The sequence below is a fragment of the Nocardioides sp. NPDC057577 genome, assembly GCF_042801335.1.
GTDB lineage: Bacteria > Actinomycetota > Actinomycetes > Propionibacteriales > Nocardioidaceae > Nocardioides.
Window position 1 is genome coordinate 1 of the sequence record NZ_JBHVGB010000037.1, and the last position, 22,469, is coordinate 22,469.

The 22,469-nt window shown below is 69.1% G+C and carries 21 protein-coding genes and 1 riboswitch; of the genes, 16 read left to right on the forward strand and 5 right to left on the reverse strand.

Annotated features, from left to right (window positions below; all coding sequences use genetic code 11):
• Positions 1-48: 48 nt before the first annotated feature.
• A complete protein-coding gene (locus tag ACFU7D_RS10320) occupies positions 49-1,512 on the reverse strand; it encodes a malate:quinone oxidoreductase (RefSeq protein WP_378728447.1) in 1,464 nt (487 codons plus the stop codon).
• A 161-nt stretch (positions 1,513-1,673) separates the two neighbouring features.
• Here ACFU7D_RS10320 and ACFU7D_RS10325 point away from each other — a divergent pair, with 161 nt between their 5' ends.
• Complete coding sequence (locus ACFU7D_RS10325) at positions 1,674-2,774, forward strand: PLP-dependent cysteine synthase family protein (protein WP_378866569.1); 1,101 nt, start codon at positions 1,674-1,676, stop codon at positions 2,772-2,774.
• Here the strand turns inward: ACFU7D_RS10325 and ACFU7D_RS10330 are convergent.
• Both ACFU7D_RS10330 and ACFU7D_RS10335 read right to left on the reverse strand, forming a co-directional pair.
• Entirely contained in the window at positions 2,738-3,436 is a 699-nt protein-coding gene (locus ACFU7D_RS10330; protein WP_378866572.1) for a TIGR02206 family membrane protein, read from the reverse strand. The two genes, ACFU7D_RS10325 and ACFU7D_RS10330, sit on opposite strands and share 37 nt — an antisense overlap.
• 205 nt (positions 3,437-3,641) lie before the next feature.
• On the reverse strand, positions 3,642-4,415 hold the full coding sequence (locus ACFU7D_RS10335) for a putative protein N(5)-glutamine methyltransferase (protein ID WP_378866575.1): 774 nt from the start codon (positions 4,413-4,415) through the stop codon (positions 3,642-3,644).
• A 16-nt stretch (positions 4,416-4,431) separates the two neighbouring features.
• Between ACFU7D_RS10335 and ACFU7D_RS10340 the strand changes: the two genes are divergently transcribed.
• Genes ACFU7D_RS10340 through ACFU7D_RS10350 form a run of 3 tightly spaced genes read left to right on the forward strand, consistent with a single transcriptional unit; the run spans position 4,432 to position 6,316 of the window.
• Positions 4,432-4,788, forward strand: coding sequence for a hypothetical protein (locus tag ACFU7D_RS10340; RefSeq protein WP_378866577.1), 357 nt, complete (start codon positions 4,432-4,434; stop codon positions 4,786-4,788).
• A gap of 53 nt (positions 4,789-4,841) precedes the next feature.
• Positions 4,842-5,267 (forward strand): hypothetical protein, encoded by a 426-nt coding sequence (locus ACFU7D_RS10345; RefSeq protein ID WP_378866580.1) that lies wholly within the window; start codon positions 4,842-4,844, stop codon positions 5,265-5,267.
• On the forward strand, positions 5,264-6,316 hold the full coding sequence (locus ACFU7D_RS10350) for an MBL fold metallo-hydrolase (RefSeq protein WP_378866582.1): 1,053 nt from the start codon (positions 5,264-5,266) through the stop codon (positions 6,314-6,316). The genes ACFU7D_RS10345 and ACFU7D_RS10350 overlap by 4 nt, the downstream gene beginning before the upstream one ends.
• On the opposite strand, the gene ACFU7D_RS10355 is transcribed toward ACFU7D_RS10350, so the two are convergent.
• Positions 6,306-6,737 (reverse strand): GNAT family N-acetyltransferase, encoded by a 432-nt coding sequence (locus ACFU7D_RS10355; protein ID WP_378866585.1) that lies wholly within the window; start codon positions 6,735-6,737, stop codon positions 6,306-6,308. The genes ACFU7D_RS10350 and ACFU7D_RS10355 overlap by 11 nt on opposite strands.
• A gap of 30 nt (positions 6,738-6,767) precedes the next feature.
• A riboswitch (TPP riboswitch) is annotated at positions 6,768-6,876 on the forward strand.
• Between ACFU7D_RS10355 and ACFU7D_RS10360 the strand changes: the two genes are divergently transcribed.
• The 7 genes from ACFU7D_RS10360 (at position 6,873) to ACFU7D_RS10390 (ending at position 15,507) form a co-directional block, all read left to right on the forward strand.
• Positions 6,873-7,937 carry a thiamine ABC transporter substrate binding subunit gene (locus ACFU7D_RS10360; RefSeq protein ID WP_378728435.1) on the forward strand — a complete coding sequence of 355 codons (1,065 nt, stop codon included), beginning with the start codon at positions 6,873-6,875 and terminating at the stop codon, positions 7,935-7,937. It overlaps the preceding riboswitch by 4 nt.
• Positions 7,934-9,592, forward strand: a complete 1,659-nt coding sequence (locus ACFU7D_RS10365; protein ID WP_378866589.1) for an ABC transporter permease — start codon at positions 7,934-7,936, stop codon at positions 9,590-9,592. Before ACFU7D_RS10360 ends, ACFU7D_RS10365 begins: the two co-directional genes overlap by 4 nt.
• A 111-nt stretch (positions 9,593-9,703) precedes the next feature.
• Positions 9,704-10,732, forward strand: coding sequence for an ABC transporter ATP-binding protein (locus tag ACFU7D_RS10370; RefSeq protein ID WP_378866652.1), 1,029 nt, complete (start codon positions 9,704-9,706; stop codon positions 10,730-10,732).
• Between the two features lie 11 nt (positions 10,733-10,743).
• Positions 10,744-11,811: a phosphatase PAP2 family protein gene (locus ACFU7D_RS10375; RefSeq protein ID WP_378866592.1), complete on the forward strand. Its 1,068-nt coding sequence runs from the start codon at positions 10,744-10,746 to the stop codon at positions 11,809-11,811.
• Between the two features lie 30 nt (positions 11,812-11,841).
• Entirely contained in the window at positions 11,842-13,755 is a 1,914-nt protein-coding gene (locus ACFU7D_RS10380) for an acyl-CoA dehydrogenase (RefSeq protein WP_378866595.1), read from the forward strand.
• Positions 13,756-13,987: 232 nt separating this feature from the next.
• Positions 13,988-14,929 (forward strand): type IV toxin-antitoxin system AbiEi family antitoxin domain-containing protein, encoded by a 942-nt coding sequence (locus ACFU7D_RS10385; protein WP_378866598.1) that lies wholly within the window; start codon positions 13,988-13,990, stop codon positions 14,927-14,929.
• A 26-nt stretch (positions 14,930-14,955) separates the two neighbouring features.
• A complete protein-coding gene (locus ACFU7D_RS10390; RefSeq protein WP_378866601.1) occupies positions 14,956-15,507 on the forward strand; it encodes an AAA family ATPase in 552 nt (183 codons plus the stop codon).
• A gap of 157 nt (positions 15,508-15,664) precedes the next feature.
• On the opposite strand, the gene ACFU7D_RS10395 is transcribed toward ACFU7D_RS10390, so the two are convergent.
• Positions 15,665-16,156 carry an inorganic diphosphatase gene (locus ACFU7D_RS10395; RefSeq protein ID WP_378728428.1) on the reverse strand — a complete coding sequence of 164 codons (492 nt, stop codon included), beginning with the start codon at positions 16,154-16,156 and terminating at the stop codon, positions 15,665-15,667.
• Positions 16,157-16,242: 86 nt separating this feature from the next.
• Here ACFU7D_RS10395 and dacB point away from each other — a divergent pair, with 86 nt between their 5' ends.
• The 5 genes from dacB (at position 16,243) to ftsH (ending at position 22,464) form a co-directional block, all read left to right on the forward strand.
• Complete coding sequence (dacB, locus tag ACFU7D_RS10400; RefSeq protein ID WP_378866604.1) at positions 16,243-17,622, forward strand: D-alanyl-D-alanine carboxypeptidase/D-alanyl-D-alanine-endopeptidase; 1,380 nt, start codon at positions 16,243-16,245, stop codon at positions 17,620-17,622.
• Between the two features lie 24 nt (positions 17,623-17,646).
• Positions 17,647-18,696, forward strand: coding sequence for a zinc-dependent metalloprotease (locus tag ACFU7D_RS10405; RefSeq protein ID WP_378866607.1), 1,050 nt, complete (start codon positions 17,647-17,649; stop codon positions 18,694-18,696).
• Positions 18,697-18,703: 7 nt separating this feature from the next.
• Positions 18,704-19,687 (forward strand): tRNA lysidine(34) synthetase TilS, encoded by a 984-nt coding sequence (gene tilS, locus ACFU7D_RS10410; RefSeq protein ID WP_378866610.1) that lies wholly within the window; start codon positions 18,704-18,706, stop codon positions 19,685-19,687.
• 10 nt (positions 19,688-19,697) lie between these two features.
• Positions 19,698-20,249, forward strand: a complete 552-nt coding sequence (gene hpt, locus ACFU7D_RS10415; RefSeq protein ID WP_378728423.1) for a hypoxanthine phosphoribosyltransferase — start codon at positions 19,698-19,700, stop codon at positions 20,247-20,249.
• 151 nt (positions 20,250-20,400) lie between these two features.
• On the forward strand, positions 20,401-22,464 hold the full coding sequence (ftsH, locus tag ACFU7D_RS10420; protein WP_378728422.1) for an ATP-dependent zinc metalloprotease FtsH: 2,064 nt from the start codon (positions 20,401-20,403) through the stop codon (positions 22,462-22,464).
• Positions 22,465-22,469: the final 5 nt, after the last annotated feature.

Genomic DNA, 22,469 nt, shown 5'->3' on the forward strand with positions numbered 1-22,469 from the left:
GCCCACAACTACAGATTCGGCCCGCCAGAACTACCTATTCGGCGGGTGCTAACCCAGGTGGAGCTGGCGGTCCGTACGCGCGAAGGTCTCGGCGGCGAGCTCGGGGTCGGCGCTGAGCTCGGCACCGGTGGCCGGGATCATCGTCTTGAGCTGGGGCTGCCAGCCGTCCCAACGGTCGGGGAAGCAGCGGCGCAGGACGTTGACCATGATCGCCGGGGCGGTCGAGGCGCCGGGGGAGGCACCCAGGAGACCGGCGATGCTGCCGTCCTCGGCGGTGATGACCTCGGTGCCGAACTGGAGTACGCCGTCGGGGCGGATGACCTGCACCCGCTGGCCGGCGATGATCCGCTCCCAGTCCTTGCGGTCCGCGGCGGGGAAGAAGTCCTGGAGGTCGTCGAACTTCTTGCGCGGCGAGCGCAGCAGCTCCTTGACCAGGTAGACGGTGAGATCCATGTTGGTGAGCCCGGCCCGCAGCATCGGCAGCAGGTTGTGGGGCCGCACCGAGAGGAACAGGTCGGTGAGCGAGCCGGTCTTGAGGAAGCGGGGGCTCCAGCCGGCGTACGGACCGAACATCAGGTGGGTCTTGCCCTCGACGTGACGGGTGTCGAGGTGGGGCACCGACATCGGCGGAGCGCCGACGGCGGCCTTGCCGTAGGCCTTGGCGCTGTGCTGGGCGACGAGCTCCGGCTTGGAGGTGCGCAGGAACTCACCGGAGACGGGGAAGCCACCGAAGCCGCGGATCTCCTGGATGCCGGCCTTCTGCAGCAGCGGCAGCGCATAGCCGCCGGCGCCGACGAAGACGAAGCGGGAACGCAGGTGGTACTTCCCGGACTCGTTGCGGCCGTAGATGTGCCAGAAACCGTCCATGGTCTGGTGCAGATCGGTGACCTCCGACCCGGTCTCCAGGTCGGCGCCCTTGTCGACCAGGGTGCGGGTCAGCATCGAGGTGAGCGAGCCGAAGTCGACGTCGGTGCCGGCGTTGGTCCAGGTCGCCGCGACGGGCTCGTCGGCGAGGGACTTCGCGGAGCGACCCGACAGCAGCAGCGGCGCCCAGCCCTTGATGACCTCGGGGTCGGTGGAGAACTCCATCCCCGGGAACAGCGGGTGGACCGACAGCGCCTCGTAGCGCTTGCGGAGGTAGTCGACGTTCTCGGCACCCCACACGAAGGACATGTGCGGAACGGTGTGGATGAACTTGTCCGGGTCCGGGATGCGGCCGTTCTCGACCAGGAAGGACCACAGCTGCCGGGAGAGCTGGAACTGCTCGTTGACGTTGACGGCCTTGGAGATGTCGACCGAGCCGTCGGCCTTCTGCGGGCTGTAGTTGAGCTCGCACAGCGCGGAGTGGCCGGTGCCGGCGTTGTTCCACGGGCCGGAGGACTCGACGGCGAGCGAGTCGAGCCGCTCGATCATCTTGATGGACCAGCTGGGCTCCAGCTCCTGGAGGAGCACACCCAGGGTGGCGCTCATGATGCCGCCGCCGATCAGCACTACGTCAAGAGGTTCGTCCACAGGTCTTTTGTCTCGCTTTTGGGGCCGCAATGGTTAATCGGGGTCCTTAGATCGGTCTAACTTGTGGGCAACTTCACTGCCGGACCCGATCGTGTTCCGTCCAGTCATTGTGGCTCACCGCACATGCCACGGACAGATCAGGGTGGAGTTACGCTCGGCCGGTGCCTCGCCTCTCTGACTCCCATCGCGCCTGGATCGACGAAGCCGTACGCCGCGTCGAGGCCGACGCGCAGCGCTCGGCCGACACCCATCTGCACGTCGTTCCGCTCCCTGTCCGCGACGGTGCGAGTCCCGGGGTCGACCTCTATCTGAAGGACGAGTCCGTCCATCCCACCGGCTCGCTGAAGCACCGCCTGGCGCGCTCGCTGTTCCTCTACGCCGTCTGCAACGGCTGGCTCCACGAGGGATCGACGGTCGTCGAGGCGTCGTCGGGATCCACTGCCGTCTCGGAGGCCTACTTCGCCGGTCTGCTCGGGCTGCCGTTCGTCGCGGTGATGCCGCGCTCGACCTCGGCGGAGAAGGTGCGCCTGATCGAGTGGCACGGCGGCCGCTGCCACTTCGTGGACCGCGCTCCTGACATGTACGCCGAGGCCGAGCGCCTCGCCCGCGAGTGCGACGGCCACTACATGGACCAGTTCACCTACGCCGAGCGAGCCACCGACTGGCGCGGCAACAACAACATCGCCGAGTCGATCTTCGACCAGATGTCGCAGGAGCGGCATCCGGTGCCGACCTGGATCGTCGTCTCGGCCGGCACGGGCGGCACCTCGGCGACGATCGGCCGCTACCTCCACTACCGCCGCCATCCCACCAGGCTGCTGGTCGCCGACCCGGAGAACTCTGCCTTCTACGGCGGCTGGGAGACCGACACCTCCGACTACGCCACCGGCATGCCCTCGCGCATCGAGGGGATCGGCCGGCCGCGGGTCGAGCCGTCCTTCGTCGGCGGGGTCGTCGACGACATGGTCCAGGTCCCCGACGCGGCCTCGATCGCGACGATGCGCTGGCTCTCGGCCCGGATGGGCCGCTCGGTCGGCCCCTCGACGGGCACCAACGTGTGGGCATCGCTAGGTGTCGTACGCGAGATGGGGGAGGCCGGCACCCCGGGCAGCGTCGTCTCGCTGCTGTGCGACTCCGGGGAGCGCTACCGCTCGTCCTACTACGACGACGGCTGGGTGAGCGAGAAGGGCATCGACCTGGCGCCGTACGCCTCGGCTCTCGCCGACTACGAGCGCACCGGCGTCCTCGTCGACCCGTCCTGACGCGCCCAGATCCGCAGGCCCAGCGTCAGCACCGCCCAGACAGCGGCGACCAGCGCGATCTCGCTGAGGATGTAGAACGGCCACGGACCGAGCAGGTCGAGCATCGAGGCGAACTCCGGCTTGCGCCGCAGGTAGCCGTAGTTGGCGTCGAGAACGAGGTTGAGGACGTACGCCACCACGGCCCACGCCGCGGTGGTCGCGACCGTCCAGCCGTAGTCACGCCAGCGGGGTAGCAGCTTGAGCCCGAAGACCAGGTAGACGGCGGCCAGCACGACCATCAGGTGCATCACCCAGAAGGTGATGTAGCTGACGTCGGGGAAGTCCATCACGTCCGGGGTGAACACGCCCTGCGTGGTCAGGGTGAGGCCCCAGAAGCAGGTCAGCGCCGTCGGGTAGGGATGGTGGGTCCACAGCGCGATCGCCGCCGCGATCCACGCCAGATCACACAGCTGGACCGGCAGGTCGATGAAGAGGTCGAAGTCGGTGACCCACTCGTGAGCCAGCAGCGGGATCACCGTGAGCGGCAGCGCGAGCGCGAATCCTCGGGAGAATCTCGACGGCTTCGCGTCGGCCCGCTGCTGCCTGCCCAGCCAGATCACGGCCACGATCCCCGCTGTGAGCAGGGACAACGGCACCAGGTGGGTCAGACCGTAAGCCTGCATATCGGAAGTCTGACGGGATTCTCGAAAAAATTCTTCCCAACCCGCGTCATGGGTCGGCGGGTGGCCCGTTTCATCGGCGAGAAGGTCGTCCGCCGGTGGGGGGTGGACGACCTTCACGGTGGCGGTCCCTCTGAATGCACACCGCGGGGGTGGTGTGCAATCAGAGGGACGCCTCGCTTTTCGGCGCAGTTTTCGGCGCAGCTCGTCAGCGAGCCGTTCCGGTCACCGCGGTCGCGTAGAGGTCTTCGTCGTGATGGATCTCCGCGACCAGCCCCTGCTCCCGCATCAGGCTCGCGGTGACGGGCGCCTGCTCTTGGCCGGCCTCGATCACGAGTACGCCGCCAGGGGCCAGATGCTTCGGCGCCTGCTCGATCACGCGACGCTGTACGTCGAGCCCGTCCGTGCCGCCGTCGAGGGCCACGTGGTGCTCGTGGTCGCGCGCCTCGGGCGGCATGTTCCGGATCTGGTCGCTCGGGACGTACGGGGCGTTGGCCACGATCACGTCGAAGGCGAGGTCGTGGGGGAGCGGGTCGTAGAGGTCGCCGAGGAGGACGCGGTCAGCGGGGAGATTGCTCCGCGCACACTCGACCGCGGCTGGGTCGACGTCGGTCGCCCAGACCTCCGCGTCCAGGACGCGCGCCGCAACGGCGGCACCCAGCGCTCCGGTCCCGCAGCCGAGGTCGAGCACCCTCAGCGACCCGCCCCGCGGGACCGCCTGGACGGCGAGGTCGACCATCAGCGCCGAGCGCTGACGGGGCACGAACACCCCCGGCGCCACCCGGATCCGGAGCCCGCAGAACTCGGCCCAGCCCAGGATGAGCTCCAGCGGCTCGCCGGCCACGCGGCGTACGACCATCTCCTCCCGCTCCCGGGCGGTGACCGGGGCGGACTCGAGCAGCGCCGCCTCGTCCTCGGCGAAGACACAGCCGGCGGCGCGGAGCCGGGCGACGAGCCCCGGATCGGGAGATGTGGAGGTCATTGGAGAAGATTGGCACGTGGACGCCGTGACACTGATCGGAATTATCGTGGCTGGGTACGCCGCGTTCGTGACGGTCGCGGCCGTGCTCGGCGTGGTGCTGAAGGCGCCGCGACCGAAGTGGCTGGACCAGGTGGCGTGGATGCTGGAGATCCTGGCGGTCGTGCTCGCGATCGGGGCGCTGGCGGCCTGGTCGGGCGGACGCAAGCCGGAGTCGCTGTCGACCTTCCTCGGCTACCTGGGGGCGTTGGTGTGCCTGATGCCGCTCGCGCTGCAGACGATGCGCGCGGACCGCTCGACCTGGTCCTCGGGCGTGATCGCGGCGGCGGCCCTGGCGACGGGTGTCGTGGCCGTACGCGTCATGATGGTCCGGTGAGCACCCCACGACGTCCTCGCTCCGCTCCGGGCGCCGCAGGGACCCCGAAAAGCGTGACCGCGACCTCTCCCGACAAGACTCGTTCCGGTCCGCACCTGGTGCTGCTGACCGTCTATGCGATCTTCGTGCTCGCCGCGGGAGCCAGGTCGCTGGTGCAGGTCTTCACCCACTTCGACGAGGCCCCGATCGCCTACTCGCTCTCGGTCGTCGCCGCGGCGACGTACGTCGCCGGCTGGTTCGCGATCCGCCGGGCGGCCGCCGGGTCGGCGGGTTTCGCGAAGGTCATGCTGTGGATCGAGCTGGCTGGAGTGATCGTCGTCGGTGTCCTGTCCTTGGCCGTGCCGTCCTGGTTCCCGGACGACTCGGTATGGTCGAAGTTCGGGAGCGGATACGGATTCGTTCCCGCCCTGCTGCCGATCCTGGGTCTCCTCTGGCTCTGGAAAGGCAGAGCTTCAGGGCCGACCGAAGGAGAACGATGAGTCAGTCGACAGCCACCGCCATCTCGCCTGACTCGGGGGAGCACTGGTCCGCTCCCGGTGCGTGGACGGTCGCCGACGGCGTACACCGGATCCCGCTGCCGCTGCCCATGGACGGGCTCAAGGCGGTCAACATCTACGTCCTCGAGGGCTCTGACGGACTTTCGCTGGTCGACGGTGGCTGGGCGATCACCGAGGGGCGTTCTGCTCTGGAGACCGGGCTGAAGCAGCTCGGCTTCGAGTTCGGCGACATCTGCCGGTTCCTGGTCACCCACGTGCACCGCGACCACTACACGCTCGCCTCGGTGCTCGGTCAGGAGTTCGGCGCGGACGTGCTGCTCGGCGCCGGCGACCGGCCCACCCTCGAGCTCACCAACGGCGACCTCGACGGCTGGGTCTCGACCGACCGGCTCCTCGCCCACGCCGGTGCGCACGAGCTCGCCGCGGAGTGGGCCGCCAACCCGCCGCCCGCGCCCGACCTGTCCCACTGGCGGATGCCGTCGCAGTGGCTGGAAGGGGACGTACGACTCTCCGTCGCCGGTCGGGACGTCGATGCCGTGCACACCCCTGGGCACACCCAGGGCCACTACGTCTACGCGGACCTGGCCGGCTTGGTCCTGTTCGCCGGCGACCACGTGCTGCCCACGATCACGCCGTCGATCGGCTTCGAGCCGGTGCCGGTCATCGACCCGCTCGGCGACTTCATGGCGTCGCTGACCAAGGTTCGCTCGTTGCCAGATCTGCGACTTCTCCCTGCTCACGGCCCGGTCGCCCCGTCGTCGCACGCCCGCATCGACGAGCTCCTGGCCCACCACGAGTCCCGGCTCGCCCAGTCGCTCGCGTCCCTGCAGGCCGGACGGCGCTCCGCCCTCGAGGTCGCCAACGACCTCGGCTGGACCCGCCACGAGCGTGCCTTCGCCGAGCTGGACTTCTTCAACGCCGGCCTCGCGGTCATGGAGACCAAGGCCCACCTCGAGCTGCTCGCGGCTCGCGGTCAGGCCACGCGTGAGGAGACTGAGGCGAGCGTGCTGTTCGCCCCCGTCAGCGGGTGAGCCGCATCGGGGTGTGCGGGATGTCGTCCTCGAGGAAGTCCTCGCCGTCCTTCACGAACCCGAACGTGGCGTACCAGCCGGCCAGCGGCGACTGAGCGTCGAGGACGACGTCGCGGTCGGTGACGGCCTCGACGGCGGCCTGCATGATCACGTCGGCCAGGCCCTGGCCGCGGTGGGTGGGAGCGAGCACGACGCGGCCGATCCGCCACACGTCGCCGTCGTCGAGGATGCGGGCGGTGCCGGCGAGCCGGTCGCCGTCGGTGAGCACCACGTGGAGCGTGCCGGGCTCGAGGTCGCGGCCGTCCAGGTCGAGGTACGGGCAGTCCTGCTCGACGATGAAGACCTCCTGGCGCAGCTGCCACAGGGCGTACGCGGTCTTCGGGGGAAGGTCGTCGAAGGACGAGATGGCGACGTCGGTCATGGCTGAATTCTCGCAAGCAGTAGTGTTGGCGGGAACAGACAGGGGAGGCCGGGAGGCCTGAGAGTGCGGCGAACAGCGCCGCAGACCCTCCGAACCTGCTCCGGTTGATACCGGCGAAGGGAGTCAGGAATGCGGATGCGTACGCCTGCCATCACTGCGACCACGGCGATCTCCGCGCTGGTGCTCGCCGCCTGCGGGAGCACTCCCGCCGAGCCGGACGCCGAGAAGTCGAGCGGTGCCGACGACAAGACGGTCGTGCTGCTGACCCACGACAGCTTCACGCTGCCGAAGGAGGTGCTGGCCGAGTTCACCGAGAAGACCGGCTACACCGCCGAGATCCGGCACGCGGGCGACGGCGGCGAGCTGACCACCAAGATCGCCATGGACACCGGCAACCCCGACGGTGACGCGGTCTTCGGCGTCGACAACACCTTCGCCAGCCGCGCGATCGACCAGGGCGCGCTGGCGGCCTACACGCCGAAGACCGTCCCGGCCGGGGTCGACGAGTTCAACCTCCCGGGCGACGAGAAGCACTTCCTCACCCCGGTCGACAACGGCAGCGTGTGCGTCAACATCGACACCGAGTGGTTCGCGGCGAAGAAGCTGACGCCGCCGGAGTCGCTCGACGACCTGGCCGAGCCGGCGTACAAGGATCTCTTCGTGACCCCGGGCGCTGCGACGTCGACGCCGGGGATGGCGTTCCTGCTGGCGACCGTCGCCGAGTACGGCGAGGACGGCTGGGCCGACTACTGGGGCAAGCTGATGGACAACGGCACCAAGGTCGTCGACGGCTGGGACCAGGCCTACTACTCCGACTTCACCCAGGGCGGCGGCAAGGGCACGCGACCGATCGTCCTCTCCTACGACTCCTCGCCGGCCTTCACCGTCAAGGACGGGGCGTCGACGACGAAGGCGCTGTTGGACACCTGCTTCCGTCAGGTCGAGTACGCCGGCGTGCTCGAGGGCGCCGACCACCCCGAGGGCGCCCAGGCGCTGATCGACTTCCTGCTCTCGGACAGCGTGCAGGGGGCGCTTCCGGAGAGCATGTACGTGTTCCCCGTCTCCTCGGGCGTCGAGCTGCCCGCCGACTGGGCGAAGTTCGCGCAGCAGCCGACCTCACCGCTCTCCGTGGAACCCGACGACATCGACGAGAACCGGGAAGCGTGGCTGGCGACCTGGAGCGACACGATCGCGCAGTGAGCTCCACCCGTCGTGCTGTGACCCGGCGAATCGCGACCCTGGTCGCGCTCGCCGCACTCCCGGTGGCCGTGCTGGCGGTCTTCTTCGTCCTGCCGGTCGTGGGGATGGTGCAGCGCGGCCTGTTCTTCGAAGGATCCTTCGACCCGTCGGTCGTGTCCAGGATCCTGGGGCGCCCGGAGATCCAGCGGGCGCTCTGGTTCACGCTGTGGTCCTCGGGGCTGGCGACGGTGCTGAGCGTCGCGCTCGGGCTGCCGGCCGCGTTCGCGCTCTATCGGCTGAGCTTTCCGATGCAGCGGGTCATCCGGGCGGGGCTCCTGGTGCCGTTCGTGCTCCCCACCGTCGTCGTCGGGGTCGCCTTCCGCGAGCTCATCGGCGAGGCCGGGTTGCTGGCCGGGTGGGGGCTCGACGGGACGCCGACCGCGATCATCCTCGGTCTGGTCTTCTTCAACGCCTCGGTGGTGATCCGCGCGGTCGGGGCGGCCTGGGAGTCGCTCGACCCGCGTCCCGGGGAGGCCGCTGCCGCGCTGGGTGCCTCGCCTTTCCGGGTCCTGCTGACGATCACCCTGCCCGCGCTGCGGCCCGCGATCGTCTCCGCGGCATCGGTGGTCTTCCTCTTCTGCGCCACCGCGTTCGGGATCGTGCTCACCCTCGGCGGGGTGCGCTACAACAGCATCGAGACCGAGATCTACAAGCTGACCTTCACCCTGTTCGACCTTCCCGGCGCCGCCGTGCTGTCGGTGCTCCAGCTGGTGGTCGTCATCGGGTTGCTGGTCGTCGCCGGCCGGCTGCGCTCGGTGCCGGATCCCGCGCAGTCCCGGGTCGTCGTACGCCGCCGGCGGGTCTCGCTGCGAGACGTCCCGGCCCTGTTGTCGACGTCGGTGCTGGTCCTGCTGGTCGCCGGTCCGCTGCTCGCCCTGCTGCTCGGGTCGCTGCGGGTCGAGGACCGGTGGAGCCTCGGGAACTACGGGGCGCTGCAGACTCCCGGGTTCGATCCGCCGCTGCCGGTGCCGGCCACGACCGCGCTGATGACCTCGCTGGCGGTCGCGGTGCAGGCCTCGTTGGTAGCGCTGACCCTCGGGCTGCTGGTGGCCTTCGCGGTGACCCGCCGGTCCCGTTCCGTGGCCGAGCGGCGGGTGCGTTCCGTCCTGGACGGGCTGTTCATGGTGCCGCTCGGGGTCAGCGCCGTCACCCTGGGGCTCGGGCTCTACCTGACCCTCGGGTCGGCCCCGCTCGACTTCCGCGACGAGCCGTGGCTCGTGCCGCTGGCGCAGGCGCTGGTGGCGCTGCCGCTCGTGGTGAGGACGTTGGTGCCGGTCCTGGCGTCCGTCGACGACCGGCTGCGCCAGGCCGCCGCCGGGCTCGGCGCCGGGCCGTTGCGCGCGGTCATGACCGTGGACGTACCTGCCATCTGGAAGCCTCTCCTCGCATCCTCCGGCTTCGCCTTCGCGGCGTCGCTCGGCGAGTTCGGCGCGACGTCCTTCCTCGTCCGCGAGGAGAACCCCACCCTTCCCGTGGTCATCCTCCGGCTGCTGTCCCGTCCGGGCTCGGACAACTACGGGATGGCCCTCGCCGCCGCCTGCGTCCTCGCCGCCGCCACCGCTCTCGTGATGCTCCTCGTCGAGCGTCTCCGCGTCCCTTCGATCGGAGCACTGTGATCCGCCGAGAAGTCACCCCCGTCGGCCGAGGCGTCACCTACGTCGGCCGAGACGTCACGACCGTGCCAACTCGGCCGACGGGGCTGACGCTTCGGCAGGATCGAGGTGGCGATGCTCTCGCTGCGTGAGGTGTCGGTGGCGTACGACGGGAAGGCGGCCGTCTCGGACGTCAGCCTGGAGCTGGCGGACGGAGAGGTGCTGGCGCTGCTCGGGCCGTCGGGGTCGGGGAAGTCGACGCTGCTGCGGGCCGTGGCCGGGCTGGAGCCGGCGACGGGGGAGATCAGCTGGGACGGGCGGCCTCTGCGCGGGGTGCCGACACACAAGCGTGGCTTCGCGCTGATGTTCCAGGACGGGCAGCTGTTCCCGCACCTCAGCGCCGCCGACAACGTCGCGTACGCGATGCGGTTGCGCCGCATCCCGGCCGCCGACCGCACGACGAAGGTCGCCGACCTGCTGGAGCTCGTCGGCCTGGGCGGCTACCAGGACCGGCTGCCGGGCACGCTGAGCGGTGGCGAGCGACAGCGGGTCGCGCTGGCGCGGGCGCTCGCGGTCGAACCGCGGTTGCTGCTCCTCGACGAGCCGCTCTCCGCGCTCGACGCCGGACTGCGGGAACGGCTCGCCGGCGACCTGCGGCGGATCCTGCACGAGGCGGGCACCACGGCACTGATGGTCACCCACGACCAGGAGGAGGCCTTCGCCGTGGCCGACCGGATCGCGCTCCTTCGAGACGGACACCTGGTGCAGCAGGGGACCCTGCGGGAGGTGTGGGCGAGGCCGACCGACACCTGGGCCGCCCTGTTCCTCGGCTACGCCCGGGTGCTGGAGGGGCCGGCGGCGTACACGGTCCTGAAGGCCGCCGGGATGGCACCGGCCGGCGCGGTGGCGCTGCGCCGCTCCGCCTTCGTCGCCGACCCGGCCGGACCGCTCACCGGCACCGTGGTCTCGGCCAGGGCCACGCCGGAGCAGCACCGGCTCGTCGTACGTCTCGACGATGTCGGTGAGGTCGATGCCGTCGCCGACTCGGCGCCGGCGCCGGGGGAGTCGGTCACGTTGAGGGTCGAGCCGAACCGGCTGGCCATACCTGAAACTGCCCAGGGATCAGGCACCCAGGAATGGGCAGACCAACCACCGGCCACTTAGAATTAGCGGCTATGTATCGCCGCGCTCAGATCTTCCTCGTCAGCAGCGCGCTGATCTTCGGCCTGATCGCAGTCGTGACCGCGCAGATCGTCGACAAGCGCATGCTCGACCCGGAGGGCTTCCTCGGACCGTCCTGGCTCCGCCTTCCCCTCCTCGTCGGAGCTGCGCTCCTCGTCGACCTCGTGCCACGCACGCTGTGGCTGGCGAAGTTCAGGTGGAAGGCCATGGGGCCGATCTTCAAGGAGCGGGTCCGCACCCACTGGACCCGTGAGCGGCTGACGCTCGTGGCGATGGGCATCGTCTGCTTCTACCTGGTCTACGTCTGCTACCGGAACCTGAAGTCGTTCCTGCCGTTCGTGGTGCCGGAGACGTATGAGTTCGACCACGAGCTGCACCTGATCGACAAGGCGGTGCTCTTCGGCGCCGACCCGGCGATCCTGCTCCACGACCTCCTCGGCACCGGCTGGGTGGCCTGGTTCCTCTCCTACATCTACATGTGGTTCCTGCCGCTGGTGCCGTTCGCCGTCGCCGGCTGGCTGGTGTGGTCGCGCAACCTCGCCTACGGCTACTGGTTCGTGAGCTCGCAGTGCATCGCCTGGATCCTCGGCACGGTCTCCTACTACTGCCTGCCGACGGTCGGTCCGGGCCTGCAGTACCCCTATCTCTACGCCGACCTGCCCGAGACGCCGGCGAGCACACTGATGGAGTCGCTGGTCTTCACCCGACAACACGTCCTGTTCGACGTGGACGCCAACGTGGTGCAGTCGGTCGGTGGCTTCGCCTCGCTCCACTGCGGCATCACGCTGCTGGTGGCGCTGATGATCCACGCCACGATCGAGAACAAGATCGCCCGCTGGGCCGGCTGGATCAACTTCGGGATCACCGTCGTCGCGACCGTCTACTTCGGCTGGCACTACCTCGCCGACGACATCGCGGGCTGCATGATCGCCCTCGTCGCCTACTTCGTCGGCGGCCTGGTGGCCAACCAGAAGTTCCAGCGCAAGGGTGTGCGCCGGCTCATCCCGGAGTCCGACGAGATCGCCGAACGCGAGGCGAAGGTCGCCCACGAGCTGACCTGATCCTGGGCCGTCGCGGCATAGGGTGGCGGCGTGAACGCCATCGATGCCGCAGCACTGACTTCACTTCTCGACGGGCGATATGCCGAGGTCCGACAGGACGTACGCAAGGCCCTGGCCGAGCGCGCCGACTTCCTCGACGAGGTCGAGGAGCTGCCTCGGGCCGAGTATCGGGAGCGGGTGCGCGAGACGCTTCTCGACGTCTCCGCGACCGGTCTGACCGGGCTCGGTTTTCCCAAGGAGTACGGCGGGGGCGGTGATGTCGGCGCCTCCATCGCCGCCTTCGAGGAGATGGCCGGCGGCGACCTGTCGCTGCTGGTGAAGTCGGGTGTGCAGTTCGGGCTCTTCGGCGGCGCGATCCTGCAGCTCGGCACCGCACGTCACCACGATCGGTATCTCGCCGACATCGTGTCCGGGCGCCTGCTCGGCTGCTTCGCGATGACCGAGCACGGCCACGGGTCCAACGTGGCCGCGGTGGGGACCGTGGCGACCTACGATCCGGATGCGCAGGAGTTCGTCGTCGAGACGACTCGGGAGGATGCGTACAAGGACTACATCGGCAACGCCGCTTGTCACGGCGAGCTCGCGGTCGTGTTCGCCCAGCTCGTGGTCGGGGGCGAGGAGCGTGGCGTCCATGCCCTCGTGGTGCCGATCCGGGTCTCCGGCGCGGCCGCTCCCGGGGTCAGGATCGAGGACGACGGGCCCAAGATGGGGCTCAACGGCGTCGACAACGGACGGCTGTGGTTCTCGGGCGTGCGGGTGCCGCGTACGTCTCTGCTGAACCGCTTCGCGGACGTCACCGCCTCTGGCGAGTACGTGTCGGAGATCGAGTCGGCCGGGCGGCGCTTCTTCACCATGCTCGGCACGCTCGTCCAAGGCCGCGTCTCGGTCGGCGGGGCCGGGATCCGGGCATCGGAGGTCGCGCTGACGATCGCGGTCCGCTACGCGCTGCGGCGCCGGCAGTTCGAGGCATCGTCGGACGCCGAGGAGTCGCTGCTCCTCGACTACGGCCAGCACCAGCGACGGCTGTTGCCGCTGGTGGCTCGGACCTATGCGCTGCGCTTCGCGCAGGAGGTCGTACGCGACGACCTGCACGACGTCTTCTCCGGCGTCACGACCTCGGAGCACGCCCGGCGCGAGCTCGAGTCGCGAGCCGCCGGCACCAAGGCCCTGGCGACCTGGCACGCGACCCGGACCATCCAGGAGTGCCGCGAGGCGTGTGGCGGGGCGGGCTACCTGGCCGCCAACCGGTTCGCGGCCCTGAAGGCCGACACCGACGTCTTCACGACCTTCGAGGGCGACAACACGGTGCTGCTGCAGTTGGTCGCCAAGGGGCTGCTCACCGGCTACTCGAGCGAGTTCGAGGAGATGGACCAGCTCGACCTCGTACGCTTCGTCGCCGGTCTCGCCGTCGAGACCGTCCTGGAGCGGACCGCCGTGCACAAGCTGCTCGAGCGGGTCCGCGACGTCGTTCCGATCGCGGGCGAGCGGGAGCCGGACATCCTCGACGCCGACTACCACCTGGCGATGCTGCGCTTCCGCGAGGAGCACATGCTCGCCGGTGTCGCCCGGCGCCTGCAGTCGGGCGTCAAGGCCGGGCGCGAGCCCGGGGCGGTCTTCTCGGCCGTGCAGGACCACGTCATCGGCGTCGCCCACGCGCACGTCGAGCGGCTGATCCACGAGGCGTTCCGGGAGAAGGTCCGCGGGCTTCCTGAAGGGGAGGTGCGGGATCTGATGGACACCGTCTGCGACCTCAGTGCCCTCTCGGTCATCGAGGCCGACCGAGCCTGGTTCATGGAGCACGGCCGCCTCTCCTCCGAGCGATCCAAGGCCATCACCGCCGAGGTCAACCGCCTCTGCCGCCAGCTCCGCCCCGACGCGCGGCTGCTGGTCGACGGCTTCGGTGTGCCTGAGGAGCTGCTGCGGGCGAGGGACTTGATCGGCTGAGGGTAGGCCGGCGGGGGCGGATGCTCACCGAGGTAACTCGGTGGGGTGCCACTGCCTTCGTGGAGTTCCGCGAAGGCAGTGGTCGCTCGCCGAGTTACCTCGGTGAGCATTCACCCGCACATGGTGCGAGACATGGGCCGATGGCTCTCCACAGGCGACGTTCGGGACCGGGTTATCCACAGCGACTCCATTTGCGGTCGGAAGTGTCGGTACAGGGACGAACCCTGGAGGCATGGACCCACTACGAATCATCACCGCCACCGAAGGCTTCTTCACCCGTCGCGAAGCGAAGAACGCGGGTTACGCCGACCGCGAGATCACGGGGATCGTCCGCCAGGGCGCGTGGCACCGGATCAGACGCGGGGCCTACGTGTTCGCCGACGAGTGGAAGGCGCTCGACACTGTCGGGCGACATCGCGTGCGTACTCGAGCCGTGCAACGGTCCCTGGGCGGCAAGGTCGCCCTGAGCCACGTGTCCGGCATGGTCGCTCACGGGATCGACCTGTGGGGCGTGGACCTCGCCAAGGTACATGTGACCAGGCTCGATGGTGCCGGAAGACCGCTCGAGGGAGACGTCGTCCATCACTTGGGTGCTGTCCGGGAGGACGAGATCGAGACACGCGACGGCCTGCGTACGCTGCCTGCGGTTCGATGCGTGCTGGAGACGAGCCTGCAGGCCGACGACGAGGTCACTCAGTGCCTCCTCGATGCCGATCTCCGAGCTAAGGCATTCACGAAGGAGGAGCTGATCGTCGAGTACGAGCGGATGAATCAGTGGCCCTTCAGCCACCCGCTCGGACTCGCTGTCGCTCACGCGGATCCGTTATCGGGATCGATCGGGGAGTCGCGGTGTCTATGGCTGTTCCGCATCGGAGGCCTGCCGCGCCCGGAGCTTCAGGTGCCTGTCTATCGCGCGGACGGTTCACTGGTCGGCATCGTCGACTTCGCCTGGCCCCAGTTCCGGTTGTTCGGTGAGTTCGACGGCAAGGTGAAATACGGAAAGCTGCTCAAGCCTGGTCAGTCGCCCAGCGATGCAGTGTTCGAGGAGAAGGTGCGCGAGGACGAGATCCGGGAGATCACTGACTACGGTTTCGTGCGCGTCATCTGGGATGACCTGGACAGCCCCCGCCGGACGTTGGGTCGGTTCGAGTCCCGGATGCGGATCGCCGGCTGAGCCCCAGCTGGTGGTTGACTGGCGATGTGGCCAGGCTGATCCTCATCAACGGAATGCCCGGGGTAGGAAAGTCGACGCTTGCCAGGTGCTTCGCGGCCGACCATCCCGGCACCCTGGTGTGTGACATCGACCTCCTGCGCACCTACATCAGCGGGTGGCGAGACGACTTCGTCGGCGCCGGCGCGCGGATCCGGCCGGCGGCGCTCGGGCTGATCCGGGGCTACCTGAGCGAGTCCGGCGACGTCGTGCTTCCGCAGTTGTTCGCCAGAGTCAGTGAGCTCCAACGCTTCGAGAGGGCGGCGAACGACGCCGGCGCCGAGTTCGTGGAGGTCATGCTCGAGGCTGTCGAGGACGACGCTCTGAGCCGTTTCCACGCGCGCGACGATGGCAGCGATCCCTGGCACCCGATCGTCAGAGAGATCGTCGCGGAGTCCGGTGGCGACGAGCACCTCCGGGCGTACGCTGCCGAGCTCGCCGACTTGGTGGCACAGCGCCCCGCGACCAAGGTCGTCCCGAGCATCGCGGGCGAGGTGGACGCGACGTACGACTCCTTGCGCGCCGCGCTCGGTGAATGCTGACCGAGTTACCTCGGTAAACAGACACTGCCTTCGTGGAGCTCCACGAAGGCAGTGCGACTCGACCGAGTTACCTCGGTGAACATCCGCGGTCCGACCGAGTTACCTCGGTCAACATCCGCGGTCCGACCGAGTTACCTCGGTCAACGTCCAGCAGGACTCAGTGAGCGGTGTTCTTGAACCGGTCGATGGAGGCGGCGATCTCCGACTCCGCGGCAGCCTTGCCGACCCAGTCGGAGCCCTTGACGGACTTGCCGGGCTCGAGGTCCTTGTAGTGCTCGAAGAAGTGCTTGATCTCGTTGAGGGTCCACTCGTCGACGTCCGCGAGGTCCTGGATGTGGTCGAAGCGGGGGTCGCAGGGGACGCAGAGGACCTTCTCGTCCTGGCCCTTCTCGTCCTCCATGACGTACATCGCGACCGGGCGGGCCTGGACCAGCACACCGGGGAACAAGGGATACGGGGTGAGCACCAGCGCGTCGAGCGGGTCACCATCCCCACCGAGGGTGTCCTCGATGTAGCCGTAGTCTGCGGGGTACATCATGGAGGTGAACAGCACGCGGTCGAGTCGAAGCCGGTTCGACTCGTGGTCCACCTCGTACTTGTTGCGGGATCCCTTGGGGACCTCGATCAGTACGTCGAACTCCTGCGTCACTTCTCTGCCTCCAGACAAACCCAAAAACGGAATGCCGGACAGTCTGACACCGATCGGCGTCAGACCCGGCATCGAGGAGGATATCCGTGGAGCCCGACACCTCGCCGAAGTGGCCGTCAGAGGAGACGGACGAGGCCCGCGGGAAGCTGGCGATCGTGCTGCCGCTGGTGCTCGCGCTCCTGGTGGGAGCAGCGGCAGCGGCGTACGCCCTGGGGTGGGTCCGCTATGCCCAGGGCAATGTCGCGCCGACCCCGCCACCGGCACCGCTGAACATCGCCGCCGTCAGCCCCGCCGCGGTCGCGGGCGAGCAGACGAGAGCCCCGGGGAAGCCTGATCAGGCGGCGCTGGAGCAGGTGATGCGCGAGGTGGTCGGCGACAAGCGGCTCGGCAAGCACCTCAAGGCGGCGATCGCGCCACTCGAGGGTGCCCCGCTGGTCACCCACGGCACCGGGGCCGCGACCCCGGCGAGCGTCACGAAGGTGCTGACCAGCGTCGCGGTGCTCGAGGCGTACGGCCCGGAGCGCAGGTTCGAGACCAGCACCACGCTCCAGGGGAGCACCGTCACCCTCGTCGGAGGAGGTGACGCGTCTCTCAGCGCCGGCGACCTCGGCGACCTCGCCGCGGAGACGGCCCGGGAGCTCGGCACCACCAAGTCGGTGACCCTCGCCTACGACGACAGTCTCTTCGCCGGCCCGACGCTGAGTCCGACCTGGCGACGCACCTATCTGGGCGAGGAGGTCGGCGGGATCACCGCGCTCCTGGTCGACCACGGCGGCTCCCAGTCGTCGGGCTACAGCCTGGACCCGTCCGCGCAGGCGGCCGAGCAGTTCAAGAAGGCCCTGATCAGGCACGGGATCAAGGTCAACGGGAAGCCCGCGAGGGGCACCAAGGCCGGCACCCAGCTCGCCGTGCGCCAGGGCGACACCCTGCGCGAGATCGTCGAGTACACGCTGCAGCACAGCGACAACCAGCTCGCCGAGGTGCTCGCCCGCCACGTCGGCCTCGCCGCAGGAGCACCGACGTTCGACGGCTCCACTGCGGCGATCACGGCCACGCTCAAGGACCTCGGCATCGACACCACCGGCCTCGTCCTCCACGACGGCTCCGGCCTCTCCCGGCAGAACCTGATCCCGCCGACCCTGCTGGTGAGCACGCTCCAGACCGCCGCCAGGCCCAACCGCCCCGAGCTCGCGCCGGCGATGACTGGCCTCCCGGTCGCCGGCTGGGTCGGCTCGCTCTCGCGGCGGTTCAACTTCGACGCCGAGCCGGGTCGCGGCCGCGTCCGGGCGAAGACCGGCACCCTCACCGGAGTCTCCGGGCTCTCGGGTATCGCGATCGACGCCCGCGGCACGCCGTTCGTCGTCGTGCTCATGGCCGACGGGTTCAAGCCGGCGCAGACCCTGGACGTACGCGACGCCCTCGATGACGCGATGACGGCGGTGGCGACGTGTCGATGCTCGGCATAGGTCCGGTCGGCTACGGTCGTACGCATGACCCATCGTGCTGAGGATCCCGCCCCGTCCGGAGCGACCATGGTCGACTGGGACCTGGCCGTACGCCTCGGTGCGACGGTCGCCGGAGAGGGCCCGATCGTCTCGCGCAGCGAGGCCCGGCACGCCGTCGAGGAGCTGCGCGCCGACGCCGCCAAGGCGACCGAGTTCGTGCGCGCCTTCACCGGTCTGGACGCGCCGCGCGACACCGCGCCGGTCCTGGTGGTGGACAGAAGGGGCTGGATCCAGGCCAACGCCGACACCTTCGCCCACGTGATCTCGCCGGTGGTCGACCGGATCACGGCGAAGCGTGCCCCGGGAGCCCTCACCCAGGCGGTCGGCTCCAAGATCAGCGCCGCCGAGGTCGGCGGTCTGCTCGGCTTCATGTCCTCGAAGATCCTCGGCCAGTTCGACCCGTTCTTCGGGCCGTCGGGGCGGCTGCTGCTGGTCGCGCCCAACGCCGTCCACGTCGAGCGCGAGCTCGGCCTGGACCCGACCGACTTCCGGCTCTGGGTCTGTCTCCACGAGGAGACCCACCGGGTCCAGTTCACCGCCAGCCCGTGGATGCGCGACCACCTCTTCGCCCAGATCGAGGGCCTCTCCGAAGCGATGGACCCGGCCTCGATCTTCGACGGCGGGCTGCAGCGCGTCACCGAGGCGCTCAAGGGCAACGGCAGCATCGTGGACGCGTTCGCCAAGCCCGAGCAGAAGGAGATCATCGACCGGGTCACCGGGATGATGTCGCTGCTCGAGGGCCACGCCGACGTGGTCATGGACGATGTCGGCCCCGGCGTGATCCCGAGCGTCACCACGATCCGCAAGGCCTTCAACAAGCGCCGCCAGGGCATCGGCGTCCTCGACCGCCTGCTGCGCCGCCTGCTGGGGCTGGAGGCCAAGATGGCGCAGTACCGCGACGGAGCGAAGTTCGTACGCCACGTGGTCGACCGGGTCGGCATGGAGGAGTTCAACGCCGTCTTCGCCGGCCCCGAGAACCTCCCGACCAAGGCCGAGATCGTCGAGCCGGACGCCTGGGTGACCCGGGTCCTGTGAGTCCGGATTGAGCCTCCACCCCTCCCTCGCAGCCGTACGCCGCCCCGTACGTGCGACGCTCGAACGGCTCGAGCCGGGCGAGAAGGTGATCGTGGCCTGCTCCGGGGGAGCCGACTCCCTGGCGCTCGCCTCCGCCGCGGTCTTCGAGGGCCACAAGCTCGGGCTGCACATCATCGGCGCGACCGTCGACCACGGGCTGCAGGACGGCAGCCGGGCACAGGCGGCCAAGGTCATCGGACAGCTCGCCGAGATGGGCGTCGACGAGACCGTGACCGCGACGGTGGAGGTCGAGGCCGCCGGTGAAGGTCCCGAGGCTGCGGCGCGACAGGCCCGCTACGCGGTCCTCGACCAGCTCGCCGAGCGCCTCGGCGCGAGCGTGATCCTGCTCGGCCACACCCGTGACGACCAGGCCGAGACCGTCCTCCTGGGCCTGACCAGGGGATCGGGCGCACGCAGCCTCTCCGGGATGCGGGCCGGGTTCGACCGTTACCGCAGACCGCTCCTCGACACCACCAGGATCGACACCGAGACCGCCTGCCAGGTCGAGGGACTCGACATCTGGCAGGACCCGCACAACCGCGACTTCGCCTACACCCGTGCACGCATCCGCCACCGGGTCCTGCCGACGCTCGAGGAGGACCTCGGCCCGGGGGTCGCCGCCGCGCTGGCCCGCACGGCCGAGCAGCTCCGTGAGGACGCCGACTTCATCGACGACATCGCCGAGGCGATGCACCGCGAGCTCGGCGGGTCCCTCCCGGTCGAGACCCTCGCCGGGTATCCGTCCGCCGTCCGCACCAGGGTCCTCCGGATCGCGGCGCTCGAGGCCGGCAGCCCGCCCGCGGAGCTCACCCGCGAGCACGTCAAGGCCGTCGACGAGCTGATCACCGGCTGGCGCGGCCAGCGCTGGATCGACCTTCCGGGACACCTGCGGGCGAAGCGTACGAACGGTGCTATCGCCTTCGAATCGGGACCGTTCACACCGAGCGCTTAGAGTGACGGACATGGACACCGAGTACGTCGGCGACGACCTCGTGAAGACCCTGTTCACCCACGACGAGATCCAGGCGAAGGTCGAAGAGCTGGCCCGCCGGATCGAGAAGGACTACGAGGGCGAGGAGCTGCTGATCGTCGGCGTCCTGCGTGGCGCGGTGATGATCATGGCCGACCTCGCTCGCGCCCTGAACCGCCACGTCGAGATGGACTGGATGGCGGTGTCGTCCTACGGCTCCGGCACCAAGTCGTCCGGTGTGGTGCGGATCCTGAAGGACCTCGACACCGACGTCACCGGCAAGCACGTGCTCGTCGTCGACGAGATCATCGACTCCGGCCTGACCCTGACCTGGCTGACCTCCAACCTCACCAGCCGTGGCCCGGCGAGCATCGAGATCGCCACCCTGCTCCGCAAGCCCGAAGCGGTCAGCATGCCGGTCGAGGTGAAGTACGTCGGCTGGGACATCCCCGACGAGTTCGTGGTCGGCTACGGCCTCGACTTCAACGAGAAGTACCGCAACCTGCGTGACATCTCGACCCTCGCGCCGCACATCTACAGCTGAGGCTGGAACTGAGCCGGCGAGCGCCTGCTGTTACGCCAACAGCGGAACCGCGCAGATGGGGTGGGCACGATTTGGCGTGTACCGTCGTTCTAAATGACGTGCACGCTGCCCTGCGTGCGTGTCTGACCCCGTAAACGGTTGAAAGAAGCCTGTGAAGCGCATATTCAAAGGTCCCTGGCTGTGGATCATCGTGGCAGTGCTCGGTGTGATCCTGGCGCTGCAGTACCTCGCCCCCCGCAACGGAGGCGACGAGATCACCACGAGCCAGCTGACGTCGTACATCCAGGACGACAAGGTCAAGGAGATCACGTTCGTCGACGGCGACCAGGAGATCAAGGCGACCCTGGTCAAGGGCACCCGTGATGGCGGCTCCGAGGTCACGACCTCGTGGGTCGACGGTGACCAGGAAGCGCTCATCGAGATGGTGCGCAAGACCCAGGCCGAGGGTGAGAACCTCAAGAAGTTCAACTCCGAGGTCGCCAAGCCGTCCGTGCTCGGCTCGATCCTGAGCTTCCTGCTTCCGTTCGTGCTGATCATCGTGCTGTTCCTCTTCCTGATGAACTCGGTCCAGGGCGGTGGCGGTCGCGGGGTCATGCAGTTCGCCAAGTCCAAGGCGAAGCTGATCACCAAGGACATGCCGAAGACGACGTTCGCCGACGTCGCCGGTGCTGACGAGGCGGTCGAGGAGCTCCAGGAGATCAAGGAGTTCCTGCAGGAGCCCGCGAAGTTCCAGGCCGTCGGCGCCAAGATCCCCAAGGGCGTGCTGCTCTACGGCCAGCCGGGCACCGGTAAGACCCTGCTCGCGCGCGCCGTCGCGGGCGAGGCCGGTGTGCCGTTCTACTCGATCTCCGGTTCGGACTTCGTCGAGATGTTCGTCGGTGTCGGTGCGAGCCGTGTCCGCGACCTGTTCGAGCAGGCCAAGGAGAACGCTCCCGCCATCGTCTTCATCGACGAGATCGACGCCGTCGGCCGTCACCGCGGCGCCGGCATGGGCGGTGGCCACGACGAGCGTGAGCAGACGCTCAACCAGCTCCTCGTGGAGATGGACGGCTTCGACGTACGCGGCGGGGTCATCCTGATCGCGGCGACCAACCGTCCCGACGTGCTCGACCCGGCGCTGCTGCGCCCGGGCCGCTTCGACCGCCAGATCCAGGTGGACGCTCCCGACCTCGCCGGTCGCGAGAAGATCCTCCAGGTCCACGCCCGCGGCAAGCCGCTGGCCGGCGACATCGACCTCGACTCGGTCGCTCGCCGGACCCCCGGGTTCTCCGGTGCCGACCTGGCCAACGTGCTCAACGAGGCCGCGCTGCTGACCGCCCGCAGCGACCAGAAGCTGATCACCAACAAGGCGCTCGACGAGGCCATCGACCGGGTCATCGCCGGCCCGCAGAAGCGCACGCGTCTGATGAGCGAGACCGAGAAGCTCATCACCGCCTACCACGAGGGTGGCCACGCGTTGGTCGCCGCGGCTCTGCCGGGCCCGGACGTGGTCCAGAAGATCACGATCCTGCCGCGTGGCAAGGCGCTGGGCTACAACCTGGTCATGCCCGACGACGACCAGTACAGCCAGACCCGGTCCTCGATGCTCAACAAGCTCTCCTACATGCTCGGTGGCCGCGCCGCGGAGGAGCTCATCTTCCACGACCCGACCACGGGTGCCGGCAACGACATCGAGAAGGCGACCAACCTCGCCCGCGCGATGGTCACCCAGTTCGGTATGACCGAGCGCCTTGGTGCGATCAAGCTCGGCGAGTCCAACGGGGAGCCGTTCCTGGGCCGCGACATCGGTCACCAGCGCAACTACTCCGAGGAGGTCGCCGCCGTCGTCGACGACGAGACCAAGAAGCTCCTCGCCACCGCGCACCAGGAGGCCTTCGACATCCTCGAGGAGAACCGGGACGTCCTCGACAGCCTGGTCCTGCAGCTCCTCGAGAAGGAGACGCTCTCCAAGCACGAGGTCGCCGAGATCTTCGAGCCGCTGCGTCGCCGCGACCCGCGTCCGGCCTGGACCGGCTCCGACACCCGCCGCCCCTCCGACCGCCCGGCGGTCGAGATTCCGCGGTGGATCGTCGAGCGCGACAAGGAGAACCTCGCCAAGGCGATCCGTGCCGCCGGGAAGCAGTCCGGTGCCCAGTCCGGTGCCCAGTCAGCCAACGGTGTCGACCTCGCCAAGCCGGCCGAGGCCGGTTCGCCCGAGGGCACCCCGCCTGCCTGATACTG

Excerpts from the sequence above, each read along its gene's own strand:
- ACFU7D_RS10330 (WP_378866572.1), bottom strand. The coding sequence starts at position 3,436 with ATGCAGGCTTACGGTCTGACCCACCTGGTGCCGTTGTCCCTGCTCACA.
- ACFU7D_RS10335 (WP_378866575.1), bottom strand. The coding sequence starts at position 4,415 with ATGACCTCCACATCTCCCGATCCGGGGCTCGTCGCCCGGCTCCGCGCC.
- ACFU7D_RS10350 (WP_378866582.1), top strand. The coding sequence starts at position 5,264 with ATGAGTCAGTCGACAGCCACCGCCATCTCGCCTGACTCGGGGGAGCAC.
- ACFU7D_RS10355 (WP_378866585.1), bottom strand. The coding sequence starts at position 6,737 with ATGACCGACGTCGCCATCTCGTCCTTCGACGACCTTCCCCCGAAGACC.
- ACFU7D_RS10360 (WP_378728435.1), top strand. The coding sequence starts at position 6,873 with ATGCGTACGCCTGCCATCACTGCGACCACGGCGATCTCCGCGCTGGTG.
- ACFU7D_RS10370 (WP_378866652.1), top strand. The coding sequence starts at position 9,704 with ATGCTCTCGCTGCGTGAGGTGTCGGTGGCGTACGACGGGAAGGCGGCC.
- ACFU7D_RS10375 (WP_378866592.1), top strand. The coding sequence starts at position 10,744 with ATGTATCGCCGCGCTCAGATCTTCCTCGTCAGCAGCGCGCTGATCTTC.
- ACFU7D_RS10385 (WP_378866598.1), top strand. The coding sequence starts at position 13,988 with ATGGACCCACTACGAATCATCACCGCCACCGAAGGCTTCTTCACCCGT.
- ACFU7D_RS10405 (WP_378866607.1), top strand. The coding sequence starts at position 17,647 with ATGACCCATCGTGCTGAGGATCCCGCCCCGTCCGGAGCGACCATGGTC.
- hpt (WP_378728423.1), top strand. The coding sequence starts at position 19,698 with ATGGACACCGAGTACGTCGGCGACGACCTCGTGAAGACCCTGTTCACC.